The organism is Streptomyces sp. NPDC043952 (genome assembly GCF_056435325.1).
Genome location: NZ_JBWKES010000010.1, coordinates 209639 through 227827, shown reverse-complemented (window position 1 = coordinate 227827; position 18189 = coordinate 209639). Strand labels below are relative to the sequence as shown.

Below are 18189 nucleotides of genomic sequence, written 5' to 3'. Positions count from 1 at the left end.
CCCGCCCACAACCTGACACCAGCAAGGTCCCCACCCATGACCACACCAACGACCGACCTGGCCATCAGTCACAGCAAACACCGTTGCAGTACTAGTGCAGCCGCCGGGACCGGCCGGCACCCGGAGAGGGGCCCTCCGCGCCGGAGGCTGCGTCGGCATTCGGGCTTGGCGTCGTCATTCGTGTTCCTCACGGTGCGGCGGGCGGGGCGCGCCTTTGTCAGTGCGTACCGGGTCCGGTGGCGCCGCGCGCCGCCGGCAGATACAGGTAGTACCGGAAACCCGAGTGCACGAGTTCAAGGGTTTCCATGGCGACTTTCCCCCTGAGCGGCATCGAAGTCGCTGATGCTCCAGCCGGAGGGGAAGAACTCTCGTATTTCCCATTTGATGGCCGTGCAACCGAAGTGGCTGCCGAGCCGACCCCACGCGCCTCGAACCCCGATACCGGCGCCGAGGCCAACGCACGCTCGTCGGTGGGCCGGGTCCAACCAGCGGCGCGGCGGCAGCACCGACGCGCCCTATTGTCACGGGCGATGTCGTCGCACAGCTCCAGCACCCGGCGGTGCTCGTCGTCCATCAGAGCCCACGCGGGTGCGCCGTCGGCGGGGGCCGGAACGTCAGGTCGAAGGCCAGTCAAGGGGTGCGCTCCTTGGCCTGTCGGTCTCCGGCGACATGTTGTGCTCGATGGGCCTTCCCAGCACGGTCACTCGCCGAGCCTGCTGCGGGGTTTCTCCCTGCGCCAGGAGATCGCGCTCGATCCGGTCGGCGTCCGGGCGCCGGCCCTCCCTCAGGAGCGGCTCGGCCTGTGCCGCTCGGTCACCAGGTCCCCAGGGGGCCTGGTGACCGCTGGAGGCAGCGTTCCCGTGCTGCACAAGCTGATCTGCTGACCAGCGGTGGGACCGGGTGCACATGCTGCGCCCGGCCCCACCGCCTCCGTCAGGCGGCGTGGAACCGGTGGGCGGGGCCGCCCGCCACCCCACCCCCTGCAGGTCGTCCAGGATGGCCTCGAGTTCGGCGACGCCAGCGCCCCTGGGTTCGCCGCGACCTCAGCGGGGAGCCCGGCCAAGGGCCCACAGGTCCTACACCCGCCATCGCGATCGACGAACGGCGTGCGCCACGCCTGCTGGCCGGGCAGCTCACCAGAATTCTGACTCTTGCCATTGGATACACGTTGGACGCTGCCCGCCCGAGGACAAGAACTCCTTTACGGCCTGACGCACAAGAGCAATGGGCAACTCCGAGTGACTAGGAAATTCGGTCGCATTTCCCATAATGGAGTAAGAGGTCTCCCCTCGCCCCACCCGAAGGATCGAACGAAACCCAGTTGCCATCGTCCATATAGCTGAGCACCCAACCTGGAGGTCTCCACGAGCGCCGACCAGCAACTCGCGATCCGGAACGCCTGCCGGCATCAACGGACGTTCCAAACTATGCAGTGCGGCCAAGTTCTCCGATGGGCGGCTTGCAAGAAGCGTGTCGACCATAGCGTCAACATCACTTGAGTTCTGAAGCAAGGCCGGATTATCTCCGTGCTCGCTTCGATAGTACGCGTGCACGCGTACTATGCGTCACCTCGCACCTCCGTAGGTCCATTGATTGTAGCCGCATTTTCCGTCGGGCCAGTGTACCGTGAGCCGTCTGTTGTCTAGGATTGCGTCCAGCGTCCGATGACATCCCAATGGCTGCCGACATGGCCCATTCGGATTGTTGATGACGATGTCCGCCCTATCAATGTCGTCTCGAATCACTATGCCAGCCATTTTCTGCTCGACGTCACTCGCTCGAGATGACGTTGCAGCCCCCTTCAGAAACCCTTTCTCTCTCAGAGTTCTGTGTACGCCCATTCGGTCTGGTCGGGGCCGGTGACCCTCTTCGACTGGCCGGCCGGAGTGTAGGTGAAGTCGGTTGTCGTGAAGTCTGTGCCGGTCGCGGTGGGCCCCGCGTACTCGCGACGTTGGGTGGTCTGGCCGAGTGCGTCGGTGACCACGGCGGTCGCTTGTCCGCCGGTCGGGGCGCTGGTGCAGACGGTGTCGCCCGAGTAGGCGGTATTGATCGTCCAGCGGGTGACGCCGTGGACCTTCGTCTCCGCTTTTTCCGGCCGGGCGGCGCCGTCGTAGGTCGTGTCGGTCTGGATGGGCGCCTGGCCCCCGGAGATCTCCACGGCCTTCGAGCTGGGCGGTGCGGTGCTGTCCCAGATGTCGGACTGCTCGCTGACCGCGAGGCCACGGGCATCGTAGAGCGTCAGGGTGATGAGCCGGCCGCCCTGAGGCGTCGGCGCCTGAGTCTGGCGCGAGCGCAGGAGAAAGTCGTAGAACTCGTAGGTGGTGTTGTAGCCGGAACCGTCGTTTTTCAGGGTGCCGGTCGACACCCACGACATGGCCGATTCGTCGCTTGTGACGTGATAGTCGTAGATGTAGTTGGGGGTTTTGCCCAGGAGTTTGGAACGGTTGGGCAACCAGAGCTTGACGATGCGGCCGAGGCTGTCGTATTCGCTTTCGGTGACCTTGTTGTTGGGGTCGGTGACCTTCAGCGCCGCCCCGGTGGCGAAGTCCATGACACTGGTCGTCTTGTAGGACTTGGCGTCCAGGACGACGGTCGACGTCAACGGACCCGCGCCCTCGGGGACGTAAGTGGTCGAGGACACCGGCGTATCGTGGGCGTCCGTGACGACCTTGGGACGTCCGAGAGTGTCGTATGTCGTCATGGACACCTTCTGCCACAGGGGGCTGTCGTCGCTGCCGTATCCCTTGGCACGTCCCGTCCAGGTGGGATCGCCCTTGGTGGGTTTCTGCGACGGCGACCAGGCAGCAGCTGAGGCGTCGTCTAGACCGTGGCAGTGTCGGAGACGACGTCGCCGGCGCGCTTGGAGTCGGCGGGCAGATCAAGTGCAGAGTCCCCGACCATACAGGACGCGGCGACCGTGCGCGTTCGGGAGACGAGGTTGCTGATGCCCTTGTCGTCATTGCGGGCGTACCAGGTGCGGGTGCACTTCTCGTCACCGGTGGCGGCGTCGTCGCCCTGGTTCTCGACGGTCTCGGCCATGCCGTAGTCGTCGTAGGTAGTCTTCACCGTGTTCACCCGGTCGAACGGGGTGAGCTTGCTGGTGATGTTCGTACGTGTGTGGGTGGCGGCGGTGCGGACGTAGTACGCCTCAGTGTCCGCGTAGGACTCGTGCTGGGTTGCTGTCCGCTTCGACCAGGGGTCGTTGACGGTACCGCTGACTTCGGCGTCGCCGTTGTAGGTGACGGTCTCGCGGGTGAAGCCGGCGTACTGGTCGGAGTCGGTGATCTCGCCGGCCTTGATGCCGGTGACTGTCACGGTTTTGCGTTTGTCGGCGTCCGCGGTCTTGCCGTCCGAGCCGAGCACCCGGTCAGCGTTCATGCCGCGCAGGTAGACCGTGATCTCTTTGCTCTGCGTGTGTCCGGAGATACCGGTGAGGTGGGTGACCTGCTGGTAGCCGCGCCAGATGGACCAGGCGCGTTCCTTGGCGGGGGTCAGCGGGTCTTCGTCGTAGTGCCAGGCGCCTCCGCCCGTGTACTGGTAAGTGTGCTGTACGGCTTCCGAGCCGCCCTGGGGGTCGGTGGTGAACACGGCCTGGGCCGGGTACTTCTGGAACCAGTCGAGGATCGGGTCCTTCTCGCCGTTGGGTGACCAGTACACCGGGTAGCAGCGCCTGGTGTTCTCGTCCACCTTGGGCTTGCTGCCTCCTGCTGTGCAGTCGGCGTCCATGTAGGTGACGATGGTCTGCGCGCCGGTCTCACCGAGCGGACCGGTCTGCCCCTGTCCGTCGGCATCTCGGGCGCCAACGTCCATGACAGCCAGGCCCTCATCCCGCTCGTGCGGGGCATTCCGCCCGTCCGCTCTCGCCGCGGCCGACGGCGGCGCAAGCGGGACAAGCTCCACGGCGACAAGGGTCACGACTGCAACCACCTGCGGCGATGGTTACGCAGCCGAGGCATCATGCCCCGAATCGCACGCAAGGACACGGACTCCGGTCAGCGGCTCGGCCGGCACCGTTGGACCAACGCACCATGGCCGGCTCGCCGGATGCCGACGTCTGCACCGCCGCCAAGCCAGACGACGGCGACGACCCACCGCCTTGTGCAGCACCCGTCCGCTGACGTTGCCGTCAACTACTGCCGTCAGACACCTCAGAAGCCCCACCGGAAAAATCGGTGGGGCTTCTTGAATTGCGGCGAAGCTCTAATCCTTAAGGCCGATACTTCGCTGTTGGATCCACACGCTGGATTCCTCCAGAGTCAAGGGATCGACGGCAGCGGCTCCCGCTACGAAGATAGCCCACCAGAGCTCTTCGCAGGGGATACGACCCTCACCTTTCGTGTCGATCCAGACACAAGCGGCCCCGTGGTCGTCAGCCGTAATGTCCCACCACGACCAATCCCGAAGATCCGGGTCAAATGAATAAATCCATTCTTCCGCATCCCATGCGCGATCTTCTCTGACTGCAAGATACCTGGCTTTCCCTTCACTGCCGACCGGGTCGCCCACCACACCCTCCCCGGAACCATCAGACAGTTTCAGAAACCAGGGCGGAAGCAAATCCGCTGAGACGTCATCGCTCTCGAAGTCGACAGACCTGGAGATCTCGACGGCTCCAGCGATCACACCCCTAAGGCGTTCCGCGTACTCCCTGGCATCTGCAACAGGCGTGACAACCAGCAAGCCAAGCAGGCTGATCGGCTCCTTGGAGGGGCGTCGCTCCAAGCGCTGCGCCTCCGAGGCGAGATCATAACGACTCATCACACATTCCTACCCAATGATCCGACCCGACCCAGGGATTATTGCATCCATGAGTCCAGGGATGTGGTGATCACGCAGCCCAAAGAGTCCAGGGCCATCAGACTGGTCCGGGGCCATTTTCCGCGCCAGGTTCCATTCGCGCTTCGTTCCCTGCCATTCAGGCGGCATACGCTGAGGCAATGACGCTTCGGAAAGCTCCTCAATATAGGACGTCGGCACCTCAAACGCGATCAGCTGATCGCCTTTAAATTCGAGCGAGTGCGAGATATCTCCAGTCATATTGAGATACAGCGCACCAGACCCTGCATGCGAGATGTTTCCGTCTGCGTCAACGGAGAGCCGTTGGGTTGCAGGAATTGACGTGTCCTGCTTTCGGTACACCGTCGTGGTGTCGGTCTCACCGCAGGTGTTATGGACCAGAACCGGCATGCCGCCCGCTACCACATAGTACGTGTGGAGCTGCTGAACGGTGAGATTCCAGCGCTTTGCGGCGCCGGGTGTGGCATGACTGGCCACGATGTAGGCGTGGCCATTGCTGGAGGTTTTGAGGGCATCGCCGTGGTGGAGTTTGCCGGCGGGCACCCATCTGTGGGTGGTGTCGTCCCAGAAGGGGTGGTTGGCAGTGGTGTGAAGGGTGGCGGTGTGGCCACCCTTGATGCGGATCGTCACGTCGAGCAGGTCGTGGTCGTGGTTGATCCACACGTGCTGGACGGTTCGGGAACCTCGGTGTCTGCCGGTGTCAGGGTCAGCGGCCTCTACCTTGTCACCGGGTCTGACTGCGGCGATCACCTTGGTCTTGCCGTGCACCAGCAATACACGGGTTGACGGGCTGAAGCTGCAGGAGCCTTCTCCGGTGCCGGAGGCGCCGGTGGCGGGCTCGCTGGGAGTTGCGGCGGTTGCTGTGGCTTCTCCCGTGGTCTGGCTGACGACGTTCTTGACCTCGGCAGCGGCCGCCAGACCGTCTTGGGCGTCGCCGGCATCGGCCACGGCCGAGACGGCTGCCTCGGGGGCGTCGTCGCCGCCGCTAGCGGCGAACTCGAGCAGGACGGTCGTGGCTTCGCCGCCCTTGTAAGCGTCCGTGTTGGTGTGCGCGTGCACGGTGTGCGCCACGACGTGGCGCGGCTCCACGTACCGCGGCGGGCCCGCGATGCCTGGTGCCATGCCATTCGCCACGTCACGGGGAACGTTCCCCATCGCCCAGCCCGGATTGAGTTGCTCAAGCTGGTGTACGAACTCATCGAGCGCGCCGGCGATGAAGTCACGGAGGGTTCCGGACGTCGGTGGCCCGTTGTCCGCCATCTGCTGGGCGTCGACGACATCGCAGCCGAACTTCGAGGCGACGTTGCACGCTGGGCCGGCGGACGGAGCCGCTGCGGTGCCGCCGCTGGAGGTCGTGGTGCCGCCGCCCCCTCCCCCGCCGCCTCCGGTGGTTGAGGAGCCGCCCATACCGCCGATCGACGCTCCGCCACCTGAGGGGCAGGGTGGGTCGTCCCCGTCACCGCAGGCCAGGTGCAGGCCGGTGGGGTCGCTGCCGGTGCTGGGGTTGTCCGCGGCGTAGGAGTAGCCGCTCATCTGGTCCGGGTCGCCGGCCTCCATCAGCGGGTCGGCGGTCAGGAAGCGGCCCTGGACGGGGTCGTAGTCGCGGGCGCCCAAAAGGTTGAGGCCGGTGGTGGGGTCGGCGGGTTTGCCGAGGTATCCGTGATTGTCGGTCCACGTCGTGGGCTGGGGGCCGCGGGGGTTGCCGTAGGGGTCGAAGTAGCGGCGGGCGACCGCCAGGTTCGAGGCGGCGAGGCTTTCCGTCGCCGTTCCCTGGACGTTGGAGACTTCGTATGTGAGCGTGCCGGCGGAGGAGCGTACTTCGGTGATGCCGTCCGGGCCGGGGTAGTACCGCTGGCCCGTGACCGTTCCTCCGCTGGTGCTGAGGGTGAGCTGTTCGGCGCCTCCGAAGAGGTAGAGGATCTTGCCGGTCGGCGTGGTCTGGAGCAGCAGGCCGCCGTCGGCGTCGTAGAGGTAGCTGGTGGTCTGGTTCTTGCCGCCGGACGGGGTTGTCACCGAGGCCGTGCGGCCTTCGGCGTCGTAGCCGAGTGCCTGGGTGGCGCCGGGCAGGACGGTGCCCATGGTCGCGTTGGTCCAGCGCTGCGCCGGTGTTCCGTTGCACGTCCAGAGCTGCAGCTGAGTGCCGTTGGTGGTCGATGCGGAGGGATCGTCGAGGCACTTGCCGGAGGCCGGGTTGACCAGCGAGCCGTTGGCGCCGGCCTTCCACTGCTGTTCGGCGGTCTTGTTGCAGGTATAGAGGTCGATTTTGGTGCCGTTGGTCGCCCCGCCACCGGAGGCGTCGAGGCATTTGCCCAGCACGCGCACCGTGCCGTCGGTGGCGATCGTCCACTGCTGGGCGGTGCTGCCGTTGCAGGTGTAGAGGTCAATCTTGTTGCCGTCGGTGGTGCCGGAGGAGGAGTCGTCGGCGCAGAGCTTGGTGCCTGAGCGGGTTTGGCCGGAGACGAGCGGGCCTGCCGTGGTGACGGTTCGGCCGGTGGTGTCGCCGGCTCCGTTGTAGGCCGGTGTCATCGTGGCCGTGCCGGCGGGACCGGTGGTGGTGATCTTGGTGGCGGCGTTCGCGAGGGTGGCGGGGGTGGTTCCGCTGCCCGGGTAGGTCGCTGTCTGGGTGATGTCGTTCGCGGTGTTGCCGGCGGTGTCGTGCTGTACCTGCTGGGTGCGGTCACCGAGGGCGTTGTAGGTGTAGGACTGCCAGTAGGGGGCGGGGCCGCCGGTGGTCGAGGCCGAGGGGGTGCTGGTCGTGCAGGCACCGGTGCTGCCGACGCCGGCCGAGGTCAGGCCCGCGGTGTCGGTCCAGGCTGTGGTCAGTCGGTTCAGGTGGTCGTAGGTGAAGCACTGGGTGTCCGTGGTACCGCCGGACTGGGTGTCGGAGACTGCGGTGACGCCACCTGCCTGGTTATAGCGGTAGTCGGTGACGTCGAGCGCCGAGGTGGCGCTCGTCTGCAGGTTCACTTGGGACTGCGTGACGCGGCCGGTGGCGTCGTCGTAGGAGAAGGTCGGCTCGACCTGTTCTCCGTACAGTCCCCACCTGGTGTCCTTCACCTGGCCGAGGGGGGTGTAGTCGGTGGTGTCGAGGTAGGTGCCGTTGCCGCCGAATCCGTCGAGCAAGCCCTGCAAATCGTAGCCGTAGCCGAGGGTCTCGGCGGGAAGGCCGCCGTCCGCGCCGTAGTCGGCTTCGGAGAGCAGTCCCATGATGGGGGTGTAGTGGTAATTGACGGTGTAGGTGTTGGAGTTGGTGCCCGTGCTGTTACTGGGGAAACCGGTGGACGTCGGGATGGTGGTGGAGCCGCCGGTGGGCTGGTAGTCGGTGGTGTAGCCGGTGACGGCCTGGGTATAGGCGTCCCCGCCGACGCCGCCCACGTAACGGGTGGAGGAGGTGGGGTATCCCTTGGCGAGGGTGTCGTAGCTGAAGGACGCGAGTTCATTGCTCGGATCCGGGGTGGCAGACCAGGCGCCCGAGTACTCGGCGGTCTTGCGGTCCAGAGTGTCGTAGGCGTAAGAGAGGATCTGGCCGCGCGCGTCGGTGGCCTGCAGCAGGTTGCCGAGATCGTCGTACTTGTCGAACGTGGTGGTGCCGGTGTCGGGATCGGTCTGCTTGGTCTCCTGGCCGAGCAGGTCGTAGCTGTAGGTCCACTTGTTGCCCGCGTTGTCGCTCATCGTGGCGACCTGTCCGGCGGGTGTGTAGGTGTAGCTGGTGACGACGGCGTCGGATGCCTTGCCGGTGGGCGTGGCCGTGTCGTCGTACATCCAGGTGGCGGTGGTCTGGCCCAGGGCGTTGGTGAAGGAAGAGGTCGCCGTGCCACCGGAGGGCGGGGTGGTGTCAGTGCGGTCCACGCCCGGGTAGGCGGTGGTGGACTGCCACCGCTGAGCTCCCTTGGACCACAGTTGGGTGGCGGTGGTGCGTCCGAGCCCGTCGTGGACGGTGACCTGCTGCGAGGGCACCTGGTTGTCGTCGGCGACCCACATCGTGTTCGTCGGGGAGGTGCTGCTCTCGTAGTAGGTGCTGTTGGTCTTCCGCGCCCAGCCGTGGCTGTCGTAGAAGGTGTCGGAGATCAGCCGGCCGGCCTGGTTGTTGGCCGTGGTGGACTGCGTCTGGCGCAGTTGCAGCATGCCGTCGTAGATGTCGATGGCGGTGCTGTAGTTGCTGTCGTCACGCAGGGTGTTGGTGGTGATGGTGGTCGGTGCCGTGTCGTTGACGGCGTAGGTGAAGGTTCTGCTGGCGCTTTGCGAGGTCGGGCGTCCCGGCAGCCACATCGCGGTACGGCGCCCGAGTGCGTCGTAGTCGATGGTGGTGGTGCGGCCGTTGGGGTCTGTGCTGGTCGTGGTCAGGCCGCGCAGCGGGTCCATGACGGAGGTGGTGGTCCAGGTGCGCGGGTTGGTGGTGACGAGCTGGGTCGGCAGCTGGCCGGTGGTGGGGGTGAAGGCGGTCTTGGTGGTGTTGCTGTCCGCGTCCTGGACCTGGATGGCGCGCCCGTAGATGTCGTAGGCGGTCGCCTGGGTCGTGCGGTAGGTGGGGGCTCCGCTGCTGTAGCCGGTGATGATCTGGGTTGCTGTCAGGTCACCGGTGGTGCCCAGGTGACCGAACGTCCCCACGTTGGTGACCGTGCCGTCGCCGTCGTAGAACATCCGCTTGTCGGAGACGGTGGTGCCGGTGCCCGGTGTGGTGCTGCAGGGACCGGCGACGGTGAGAACCTCGTCCGGGTAGGAGAGCATCATCGGGTTGCCGCTGGGCGGGGTGGCGTAGCTGGTGGTGGCGCACTTCTCCTGGGATGCCACGCTGACGTCGCCCTTGGCGTCGACGGTGGTGGGCAGGGCATCGCCGTTGTAGGACGTGTCGGTCTCCGCCTCACGCCAGCTGCCGTCCGCGAGCAGCCCGTAGGTCCGCTGCTGACTGGTCTTGATCATGCGGGCGACGACGGCGGGCAGCGAGGAACCGGCATTGTGGGTCGCCGTGGTGGTGAACGTCTGCGGAAGGTCGATTTGTTTGGCGACGACGCTGCCGCCGGCTTGTGTGTAGGTGTCGGCCTCCAGCGGCGTCCCACTCAGCCAGTCGCTGTCGGTGATGGTGTCGCCGACGCTGTCCGTCACACTGGCCGAGCGCTTGGATCCGTCCGCGCGGACGTCACCGTCCATGCCCTGCAGGTACGTGGTGGTCTTCTGGGTGATCGGATCGGAACCCGCCCCCGTGGTGACGGTGACCGTGCGGTAGCCGCGGAACTGGTCCCACGTGCGGTAGGCGTCGTCGGTCAGTTCCGAGTCGTCGCGATGCCAGGCAGGCCCGGAATACGTGTAGTTCGAGACCTGTGCGGGCGACCCGGTCCCGGTCCCGTCGGAAACGGTGACCGTCTTGACCCGGGTCTTGTTGAACCAGTCGGAGACCGGTGTGACACCGCCGGGGATGGTCCAGTACACGTTGTAGCAGGACATCGTGTCGGCATCGGGCGCCGATGGCATCGTGTGGTTCAGCCGGGAGCAGTCCGGGTCGCTGTAGGTGACGGCGATGGACTCGCCGGTCTCCGTGGTGACGGACGACATCCTGGGGTGGAACAGTGCCGGCTCGTCACCGCCATCGACCCGGTTGTCGATCTCGGTGCCCAGGAAGGTGACCTTCGGCAGGGTGATCGGGCTGGTGCTGCCGCCGCCGGTGGTGTCGTCGCCGGTGTGCTGGATGGAGCTGAGCCACATCACCGACTGCAACTCGCCCTCGTCGGCCGCATCTTTGCCGGACTGTCCGGTGACCGGGTCGACCGTGCCGCCCGCGTCGGAGTACGTCTGGGTCAGCTGATAGGTGTCGACGTCCGTCAGAGTGCCGCCCACGTTGACTTGGGTGACGACTGAGTCCAGCCGGTCGGTGGACCAGAAGGACGGGGCTGTGGTCAGGCAGACGTTCGACCCGGTACCGGAGGTGGTGTCGGTCGATGCGCAGTTCAGGTCGTAGGGGACGTCCGGCCAGTTGGTGGCGGTCTTGTCGTTGAGGTTCGCGTACGAGCAGTCGGTGAATGTCGACGAGGTCTGGCAGCGCTGGGCCGTCTTGAACAGCACGCGCGCGCCGGGCTTGCTGCCGGCGGTCTCGTCCGTCAGTTGGTAGCCGTAGTCGATCTCGGTCAGGTAACCGCCGCGGACATACTTGGTCAGCGTTCCGGAGCCGCCGGAGGCGGCCACTTGGCCACCGCCCCGGTCGTAATGGTTGGTTTCGGTGGCGTAGGTGTAGCGCTGGACGTTGGTGTGCGGGTCGACCACGAAGTCGAGATTGAACCGGTAGCCCATCGTGCACTGGGAGTCCTTGCCCTGACCGGAGTCGTAGCAGGGGTCTCCCGACTTGGGGCTGTAGACCGGCTCGCCCCAGGCGCTGTTGGTGGCCGCGTCCGAGGTGGTGCCGGGGGCATGGTTGAGCCCGAAGTAATAGGCGGTGCCGTCGGTCGTGGTGACCTTGAAGTACTCGCCGTTCCACAGGCCGTTGTCCGCGCCGCCGAGTTCCTCGATCTTGGTTCCGTCGTCGCCCTGGAGGTGCCAGGTCTGGTTCGCCGTGGGGGTGTCGGGGTTGCCGGACTCGTCGCGGACCAGGGTTCCTGAGTGTCCACCCAAGGAAAGGGTGGCGAGCCAGCCGCCCCAGCACAGGTCGGTGGAGTCGCTGATGCCGTCCTGCTTGCACGGCTTGTAGGAGCGCTCGATGAAACCGGGCGAGTACGACCAGCCGTCACCGATCCACGACGACTGGGAGTTGCGGGCTGAGGTCTCTCCGTCCTCGGACTGGGAGTCGTAGGAGAAGGCGACGGAAGGGGCCGCACCGCCGAGCGAGGGTGGCACGGCGACCGGGTAGGAGTAGGTGAACGCGCCGGTCCCGTTGGCGCTCCAGCTGCCTGAGGGGTTCAAGCTGGTGGCTGTGTAGTCACCCTGAGATCCCGAAGCTCCCGAGATGGCCTCGACGGCGGTCATCGGTGCCACTGAGGCGGAGCCGGCCGTGCCGTCGGCGTGCGCGCCCGCGCCAGCCGCGCCGGAGGTCGTGGGACGGGGCAGGTTGAGCGTGGCCGTGAGTTTTCTGGCGACCGGGTTGTTGGTGGAGGCGAGCGGTGTGCGTACCCGGCAGGAAGGTTTCTGGGGCGCCGTCAGGATGCAGCCGGGTACGGACACCAGGTGCAGGCGGGAGGCGAACCCGCCGCCGTATGCCTTGTCCAGGGCGGAATAGTCGAGGGTGACGGCCACGCGGCCCGAGGACGCGGCGCCGTCGGCGCGTGCCAGGCCGAGCAGCATGCCGTCGACTCCGGCCGCTTGGGCCTGGGCATGACCGGCCAGTTGTACGCGCACGGCGGCCGGCGTGCTCGGGGCCGCACCGCGCTTCTTCGCCGCTTGCTTGGCCGGAGCGACCCATACCGGCAGCTTGCCGGCCCGGACGGGGGAAGCCGCCGGTCCGTCTGCGGTCTGGTGCTGCGAAGTCGACGTCGTGGCAGAGGATTTGGTGCTCTGGGTCAGCGCGATGGTGCTGGTGCCGGCGGGCGGCCACGCCGGGCGGGCGGGCCGGTAGGTCCGCAGCGGCTTGGTCGTTTCCGGTGTTGCGGGGGTCCGTCCGGCCAGGGGGTGCCCGCCGACGCTGGGTGTTTTGTACGTCGGCCCGGCGCTCCACAGTTTGCCGTCGTAGTGATACTCCGGCACCCCTTGGGCGACGGCCGCCGACACAATCAGGGTGTAGACGGCGGCGGTCGCGGTCGTCACCGTCAGCCCACGCCCCCATATCCGTCTGCGCACGGTTGCGAACCAGCGCACGCCAGAACCCACCTCGAAGCCCCCTCTTACCAAGCGCCCCAAGGTGAAGAAACGGTAAGGGAACCGTAACGGCGCGGTGTCGGCAGAAACGGAGGAACCTTATTGATCAGACGTCAGTTCGGCAATAGCCTGTGCCGGCGGTCCCGCCAGGAACTGCGGCCGCTTCTGTCACATCTCGTCCGTCAGCGCCGGGCGAGAGCCCGCGGGACACATCCGGTCCACCCGCGCACACGTACGTCACCGATGCCTCGTCGGACCGGACACCCGTCCCCGATCCACACCTCGAAGGGGTTCCCATGGGGGGAAGAACGCGCCTGTCCCGCAGGCGATGGTGCACCGCGCCGCACCACTTGGCGGTCATGGCGGTCCTTGGCACGCTGGTCCTCGGGGCCGCCCCGACCGCCGCCGCGGACAGCAGCGGTCCCGTCCCCGGCAACCCCACGCAAAGCGCCCTCCTGCAGGCGCAGGCCACCGGCAAACCCGTCCCGGTCGACTCGCTGACCAGCCAGACGACGACCACCACGGCGAATCCGGACGGATCGCTCACGACGACCGAGTACGTCCAGCCGGTGCGGGTGATGAAGGACGACGCGTGGACAGCGGTGGACGCATCGCTGGTGAAGAACGCCGACGGTTCGCTCAGTCCGGCGGCGACGCCCAACGACGCCACCCTCTCGGGCGGCGGCAGCGGTCCTCTCGTCAGCCTCACCGACCCGGCCGGCCGCGGCCTGTCGCTCTCCGTGCCGTTCACCTTGCCGACTCCGACGGTCAGCGGGAACACCGCGACGTACGCGTCGGTTCTGCCCGGCGTGGATCTTGAAGCCACCGTCAGTGATCAGGGCGGCTTCAGTGACGTGCTGATCGTGCACGACGCCACGGCGGCCGCCAACCCGGATCTGCGCCGGCTGACCCTGGCAGCAACCACCCAGGGACTCACACTTGCCGGTTCAGCCGACGGCGGGATGACCGCGAGCGCGGCGGACGGCACCACCGCCTACACCGCCAGCGCCCCCATCATGTGGGATTCCACCACCACAACGGCCGGCCCGCAGCCCGCGTCCATGCATCTGGACGACGCCACGTCCACCACTCCGGCGCCCCCCGACGGGCCGGCGCCGGGAGCCGACGTCGCGCCGGTGACCATGACGACCACCAGCAACAGCCTCACCCTCACACCCGACAACTCCATGCTCACCGGCACCGGCACCACCTGGCCGGTGTACATCGACCCAGGTGTACTACCGAGCGAGACCACCAACCACTACTTCGAAGCCCAGCACGGCTGCAACTCCTCCTCCGCCAGCTCCCACGAGTACGACTACCCGCAGCGCTTCGGCGAAGGAGTCGGCTACCAGCGCTATGCCTCGGCCAACGGCGACTGCATCGGCGCCGAGCGCGCGTTCTACCAACTGGACACCAGCAACCTCAACAGCAGCATGGACATCATCAAGTCGGAGCTGCATCTGACGGAGACCTACGCCGAGGCCTACAGCTGTACACACACGGCGCCCCTCACCCTCAAGTGGACCGGAGGCATCTCCTCCGGCATGTACTGGGACACCCAGCCCAGCGTGGTCTCCACCATCGCCACGAAGAATCCGTCCAGCGCCTACAACGGCGCCTACGCCAGCCAGCCCACCAGTTGCGGCGATCAGGACGTCGTCTTCACGGTGACCGACAAGATCGCAAAGATCGCTTCAGACAACGACTCCACCTGGACGGTGGGCCTGTACGGCGACGAGGACTCCTCGAGCAGCGACATCGACTTCATGCGGTACTCCACCAACCCCTACATCCAAACCACTTACGACATCCCACCGGATACTCCTACCAGCGAGACCACCACGCCCGACGCGCACAATCCCTCCGGTGCCAACTGCGGGAGCAGTAAGCGCGGTTGGATCGGCCAGACGACGCTGAACGGCAACACCAGTGACATCACGCTCAACGCCAAGCTGACCTCCAACGTCAAGGGCGAGAACGTCAAGGCCGACTACACGGTCTGGGACGACCAGACCGCCAACAGCAGCGGAAACGCGGCTACCGTCGCAACACCGAGCAGCAGCTACGTCGCCTCCGGCACTACGGTGCACATCGACATCGGCACCACGGTGGAGGACGGCCACCAGTACGGATGGCAGGTCCGCGCCTACGACGGAACCCTGTATTCCTCCTGGAACAGTCCATGCGGCTTCAAGGTCGACCTGACCCCGCCGTCCCAGCCCTCGGTGACCGCGCCGAGTGCCGTGTTCCCGCCCGCCGGAAGCAACCAGGCACCCACCGGGTACGCCGGCCAGACCAGCACCATCACCGTCACCAGCAGCGACCCCACGCCGACCGGATGCACCCGCGGCACCTGCCTGTCCAGCGACGTCTGGCGGTTCTGCTACGCACTCGACGCGCAGCCGGCCGTCAATTGCCCCGACTACGTCACCGCGACCACCAACTCCAGTGGCACACCGAGCGCGTCCATCCCGCTGGACCCGACGACATGGGGCACTCACACCCTCTACGTCGAAGCCCAGGACCACGCCGGGAACACCCAGGCTCTACCGACCACCTACACCTTCTACGCTCCCTGGAACCCGGCCACCAAGGTCGCCGCAGGCGACCTCAGCGGAGACGGCGTACCTGATCTGCTCGGCACCACCAAGAACGGCGACCTCACGCTCCTGCCGGGCAACACCGACGCCGGCAACTCGCCCGCCCTCGCCTCCACCGCGTCCCAGAGCCCTGACGGCAAGAGCGGCTGGAACAACTACCTGATCACCCACCGCGGCAGCCTTAAGCAGGACGGCCTGGACGATCTGTTCGCCTACAACAAAAGCAGCCACAACCTGTACGTCTACAAAAACGACGGCGCCATCTCCTCAGGCACTCCGGGCCACTTCACCAACACCGCGGACGTCTACGGACCGCTCGACAAACCCCAGTGCCTGCCCACCGCGGACAACGCCACCAACTGCGCCACGTACAACGCGGCCGACTGGTCGTCGGTGACCCAGATGATCGCCCCCGGCGACGTGTACGGAACCGGCTACCCCGACCTGATCACGATCGAGAACAAGCAACTCTGGCTCTACAAGGGCTCCGCCCAGGACAGCAGCTACTTCGGACCCGCAACCGGCGGCACCACCAGCACCACACCCGTACTGCTCGGCACCGGCGACTGGTCCCACTTCACCCTCATCGCACCCGGAACCGTCAACAGCACCCCCGCGCTCTGGGCCCGGGACAACAACACCGGAACCCTCTACACCTTCCCCCTTACCGCTGACAGCAACGGCCTGCCCCCGCTGCTGACAGCGCCCACATCTTCCGCGCTCACTTCCGGGCTCACCGCCGCCGACGGCACCAGCCTGTGCGCGGACGACTCCCACTCCGCCACCCAAAACGGCAACAAGATCCAGATCTGGGGCTGCAACAACACCCACGCCCAGTCCTGGACACCTGCCGCGGACGGCTCGATCCGCGTACTCGGCAAGTGCCTGGACGTCACCCACGGCGGCACCACAGACGGCACCCTGATCGACCTGTGGACCTGCAACGGTACCGGCGCCCAACAGTGGAAGCTCGGCTCCAACCATTCGCTGCTGAACCCCGGATCGGGCGAGTGCCTCGACGACCCGAACTCCTCCACCACCAACGGAACTCAGCTACAACTGCACACCTGCAACGGCACCGACGCCCAGAGCTGGACCTCCAGCACACCGAGCAACTGGGCCAGCGACGCCGCCACCGCTCTGCCCGTCACGCTCGCGGCCAGTGACTACCCGACCGTCGCCTCACCCGGAAACCTCAACGGAACCACCGCGGGCTATCCCGCCCTCTACGCCACCACACCCGCCGGCGAACTCATCGAATACCCCGGCGCCGCTCCCGACACCAACGGCACAGCCACCTTCGGCTCCCCCGTGACAGTCGGCTACTACAACACCGCGAACGCCGCCTGGCCCCTGAACGACGACACCGACCGCACCGCAGCCGATTCCATCGGCACCAACGACGCCACCCTCAACGGCGCCGCCGCCTGGACCAGCGACTCAACCCGCGGAACGGTCCTCAGTCTGGATGGAACCACCGGCTATGCCCAAAGCACCTCCAGCGCCCTGCCCACCGGCACCCACACCGACCCCACCGACGGCACCACCACCGACAACAACAGCTTCAGCGTGTCCGCTTGGGTCAAGCTCAACAGCCTGACCGACAACTCCACCTTCGTCTCCCAGTCCGACAGCACCGGCAACGCCAACGCCTACCAGCTGTACTACTCCTCCGGCTCCCAGAAATGGGCCTTCGACCGCCACGACGACGACACCACCGGAACCAACTTCACCGCCGTATACGGCGCCAAAGCCACCACCGGCACATGGACCCACCTCGTCGGCGTCTACGACGGCCCCACCAACACCCTCAACCTCTACGTGAACGGCACCCTCACCGCGACCAAGACGTTCGCCGGCACCCCCTGGAACGCCACCGGCCCCGTTCAGATCGGCCGCCGCCTCTACCAAGGCACCTACGGCGAATACGCCGACGCCGACATCAGCGACATCCAGCTCTACGACACCGCACTCCCCCCATCCGAAATCAGCGCACTCGACTACGATCAAACCCCCTACACACAACTCAGCTAAGCACCCACACCGGCGAGCCCCGGCTCCCCCACAGGGCCACCCTGTTCAGCCGCGCACAGCAGGCTGCAGGGTGTCGGTCGGCAGGGCGACGAGCTGCCGATCCCTGGAAGCCGTAGGGGCGCAGGAGCGCGGCCTGGCGGGGCCGATGCCGTGGAGGGCATCGATGGGCAGGGGAGCGAGCCAGTCGGCGGCCTGTACCGGGGGCGACGGCGAGCACGCCTCCGGGGCCGGTGATCCGGCCGGAGGCGCTTGCGGCGACCGCAATGGTGGGCCCGATCGGTCGAGCCTGCGCTCCTGCCTCCGTCCCGCTCCAGCCCGGCCGGTGTCCGTGCCGCGCGCAAAGCAGCGAGCCGAAGACCACACGGCGAGTGCCAACGGGAGCGGCCACAGTCAGGACGATGCCTCCGGCGGGGGATCGGCCGGGCACCGGGATGGAGGAGGCACCGTTCCGGACTGCGGGTCCGTAGGGGCGTACGTGGGGCCGGGCGACCTTCGCCGTCTCACTGGCGCCCGTGGCGGACGCCGCGCTCTGTCGTAATGCACTCCGTGCAGAAGCCCCGACGGGATCGTTCCCGACGGGGCTTCGCCATGTCACACGACATCACGCGGAGCCAAGCAGGGTTCAGCATCGACGGCGGCCGCTACGTGACTCTCCCACGGGCATCCGGCATACCACTTGGCCTGCTCTGCAGAACACAGCGCATCAACCCTCCAGCCGACAGAGTCCGCTCAGTTGCCTGGCGGGCCACGTCGTCCGTCATGGCTGCGATCGCCCATTCAGCGTTTCCGAGAACAACGCTGGAAGGCAGACTGCTTGACGGGCCGAACGCGTCACGCGTGCACGCACAGTCGACTTCACGCTGATGCCCCGGCGGGGCCTCGATCTATCACCGGCGCTGTCACGCGTCTGTCACCCGCTACGCCGACGCCCCCGGACCGCGACGCCCTGACCTGCCACAACTCGCCCGGTACGGACTGA

6 protein-coding genes and 2 pseudogenes are annotated in these 18189 nt (G+C 66.7%); 3 read left to right on the top strand and 5 right to left on the bottom strand.

The features are described from left to right. Nucleotides 1-674 precede the first annotated feature (674 nt). The gene (locus AC069R_RS15105) at nt 675-884 is read left to right on the top strand and encodes a hypothetical protein (RefSeq protein ID WP_478767247.1); all 210 of its coding nucleotides are present in this window, start codon (nt 675-677) and stop codon (nt 882-884) included. 249 nt (nt 885-1133) lie between these two features. Here the strand turns inward: AC069R_RS15105 and AC069R_RS15100 are convergent, their stop codons facing one another. The 3 genes and pseudogenes from AC069R_RS15100 to AC069R_RS15090 form a co-directional block, all read right to left on the bottom strand. Then, a complete protein-coding gene (locus AC069R_RS15100; protein ID WP_478767246.1) occupies nt 1134-1553 on the bottom strand; it encodes an Imm1 family immunity protein in 420 nt (139 codons plus the stop codon). A gap of 12 nt (nt 1554-1565) precedes the next feature. After that, nucleotides 1566-1841 (bottom strand): DddA-like double-stranded DNA deaminase toxin, encoded by a 276-nt coding sequence (locus AC069R_RS15095; RefSeq protein WP_478767245.1) that lies wholly within the window; start codon nt 1839-1841, stop codon nt 1566-1568. Continuing rightward, nucleotides 1829-3756: pseudogene (locus AC069R_RS15090) on the bottom strand (RHS repeat-associated core domain-containing protein); the annotation flags it as partial. The pseudogene AC069R_RS15090 and the gene AC069R_RS15095, both read right to left, overlap by 13 nt. Between AC069R_RS15090 and AC069R_RS15085 the strand changes: the two are divergent. Further along, a pseudogene (locus tag AC069R_RS15085) lies at nt 3754-4078 on the top strand (transposase); the annotation flags it as partial. The pseudogenes AC069R_RS15090 and AC069R_RS15085 sit on opposite strands and share 3 nt — an antisense overlap. 122 nt (nt 4079-4200) lie before the next feature. On the opposite strand, the gene AC069R_RS15080 reads toward AC069R_RS15085, so the two are convergent. Both AC069R_RS15080 and AC069R_RS15075 read right to left on the bottom strand, forming a co-directional pair. After that, a complete protein-coding gene (locus AC069R_RS15080) occupies nt 4201-4758 on the bottom strand; it encodes a hypothetical protein (RefSeq protein WP_478767244.1) in 558 nt (185 codons plus the stop codon). Between the two features lie 9 nt (nt 4759-4767). After that, nucleotides 4768-12573, bottom strand: coding sequence for a ricin-type beta-trefoil lectin domain protein (locus AC069R_RS15075; RefSeq protein ID WP_478767243.1), 7806 nt, complete (start codon nt 12571-12573; stop codon nt 4768-4770). Between the two features lie 359 nt (nt 12574-12932). On the opposite strand from AC069R_RS15075, the gene AC069R_RS15070 reads away from it, so the two are divergent. Then, nucleotides 12933-17210, top strand: coding sequence for a LamG-like jellyroll fold domain-containing protein (locus tag AC069R_RS15070; RefSeq protein WP_478767242.1), 4278 nt, complete (start codon nt 12933-12935; stop codon nt 17208-17210). Nucleotides 17211-18189: the final 979 nt, after the last annotated feature.

What these genes read in the sequence shown, in the direction of transcription:
- AC069R_RS15070 (WP_478767242.1), top strand. Translation starts at nt 12,933, where the DNA reads ATGGCGGTCCTTGGCACGCTGGTCCTCGGGGCCGCCCCGACCGCCGCC.
- AC069R_RS15095 (WP_478767245.1), bottom strand. Translation starts at nt 1,841, where the DNA reads ATGGGCGTACACAGAACTCTGAGAGAGAAAGGGTTTCTGAAGGGGGCT.
- AC069R_RS15080 (WP_478767244.1), bottom strand. Translation starts at nt 4,758, where the DNA reads ATGAGTCGTTATGATCTCGCCTCGGAGGCGCAGCGCTTGGAGCGACGC.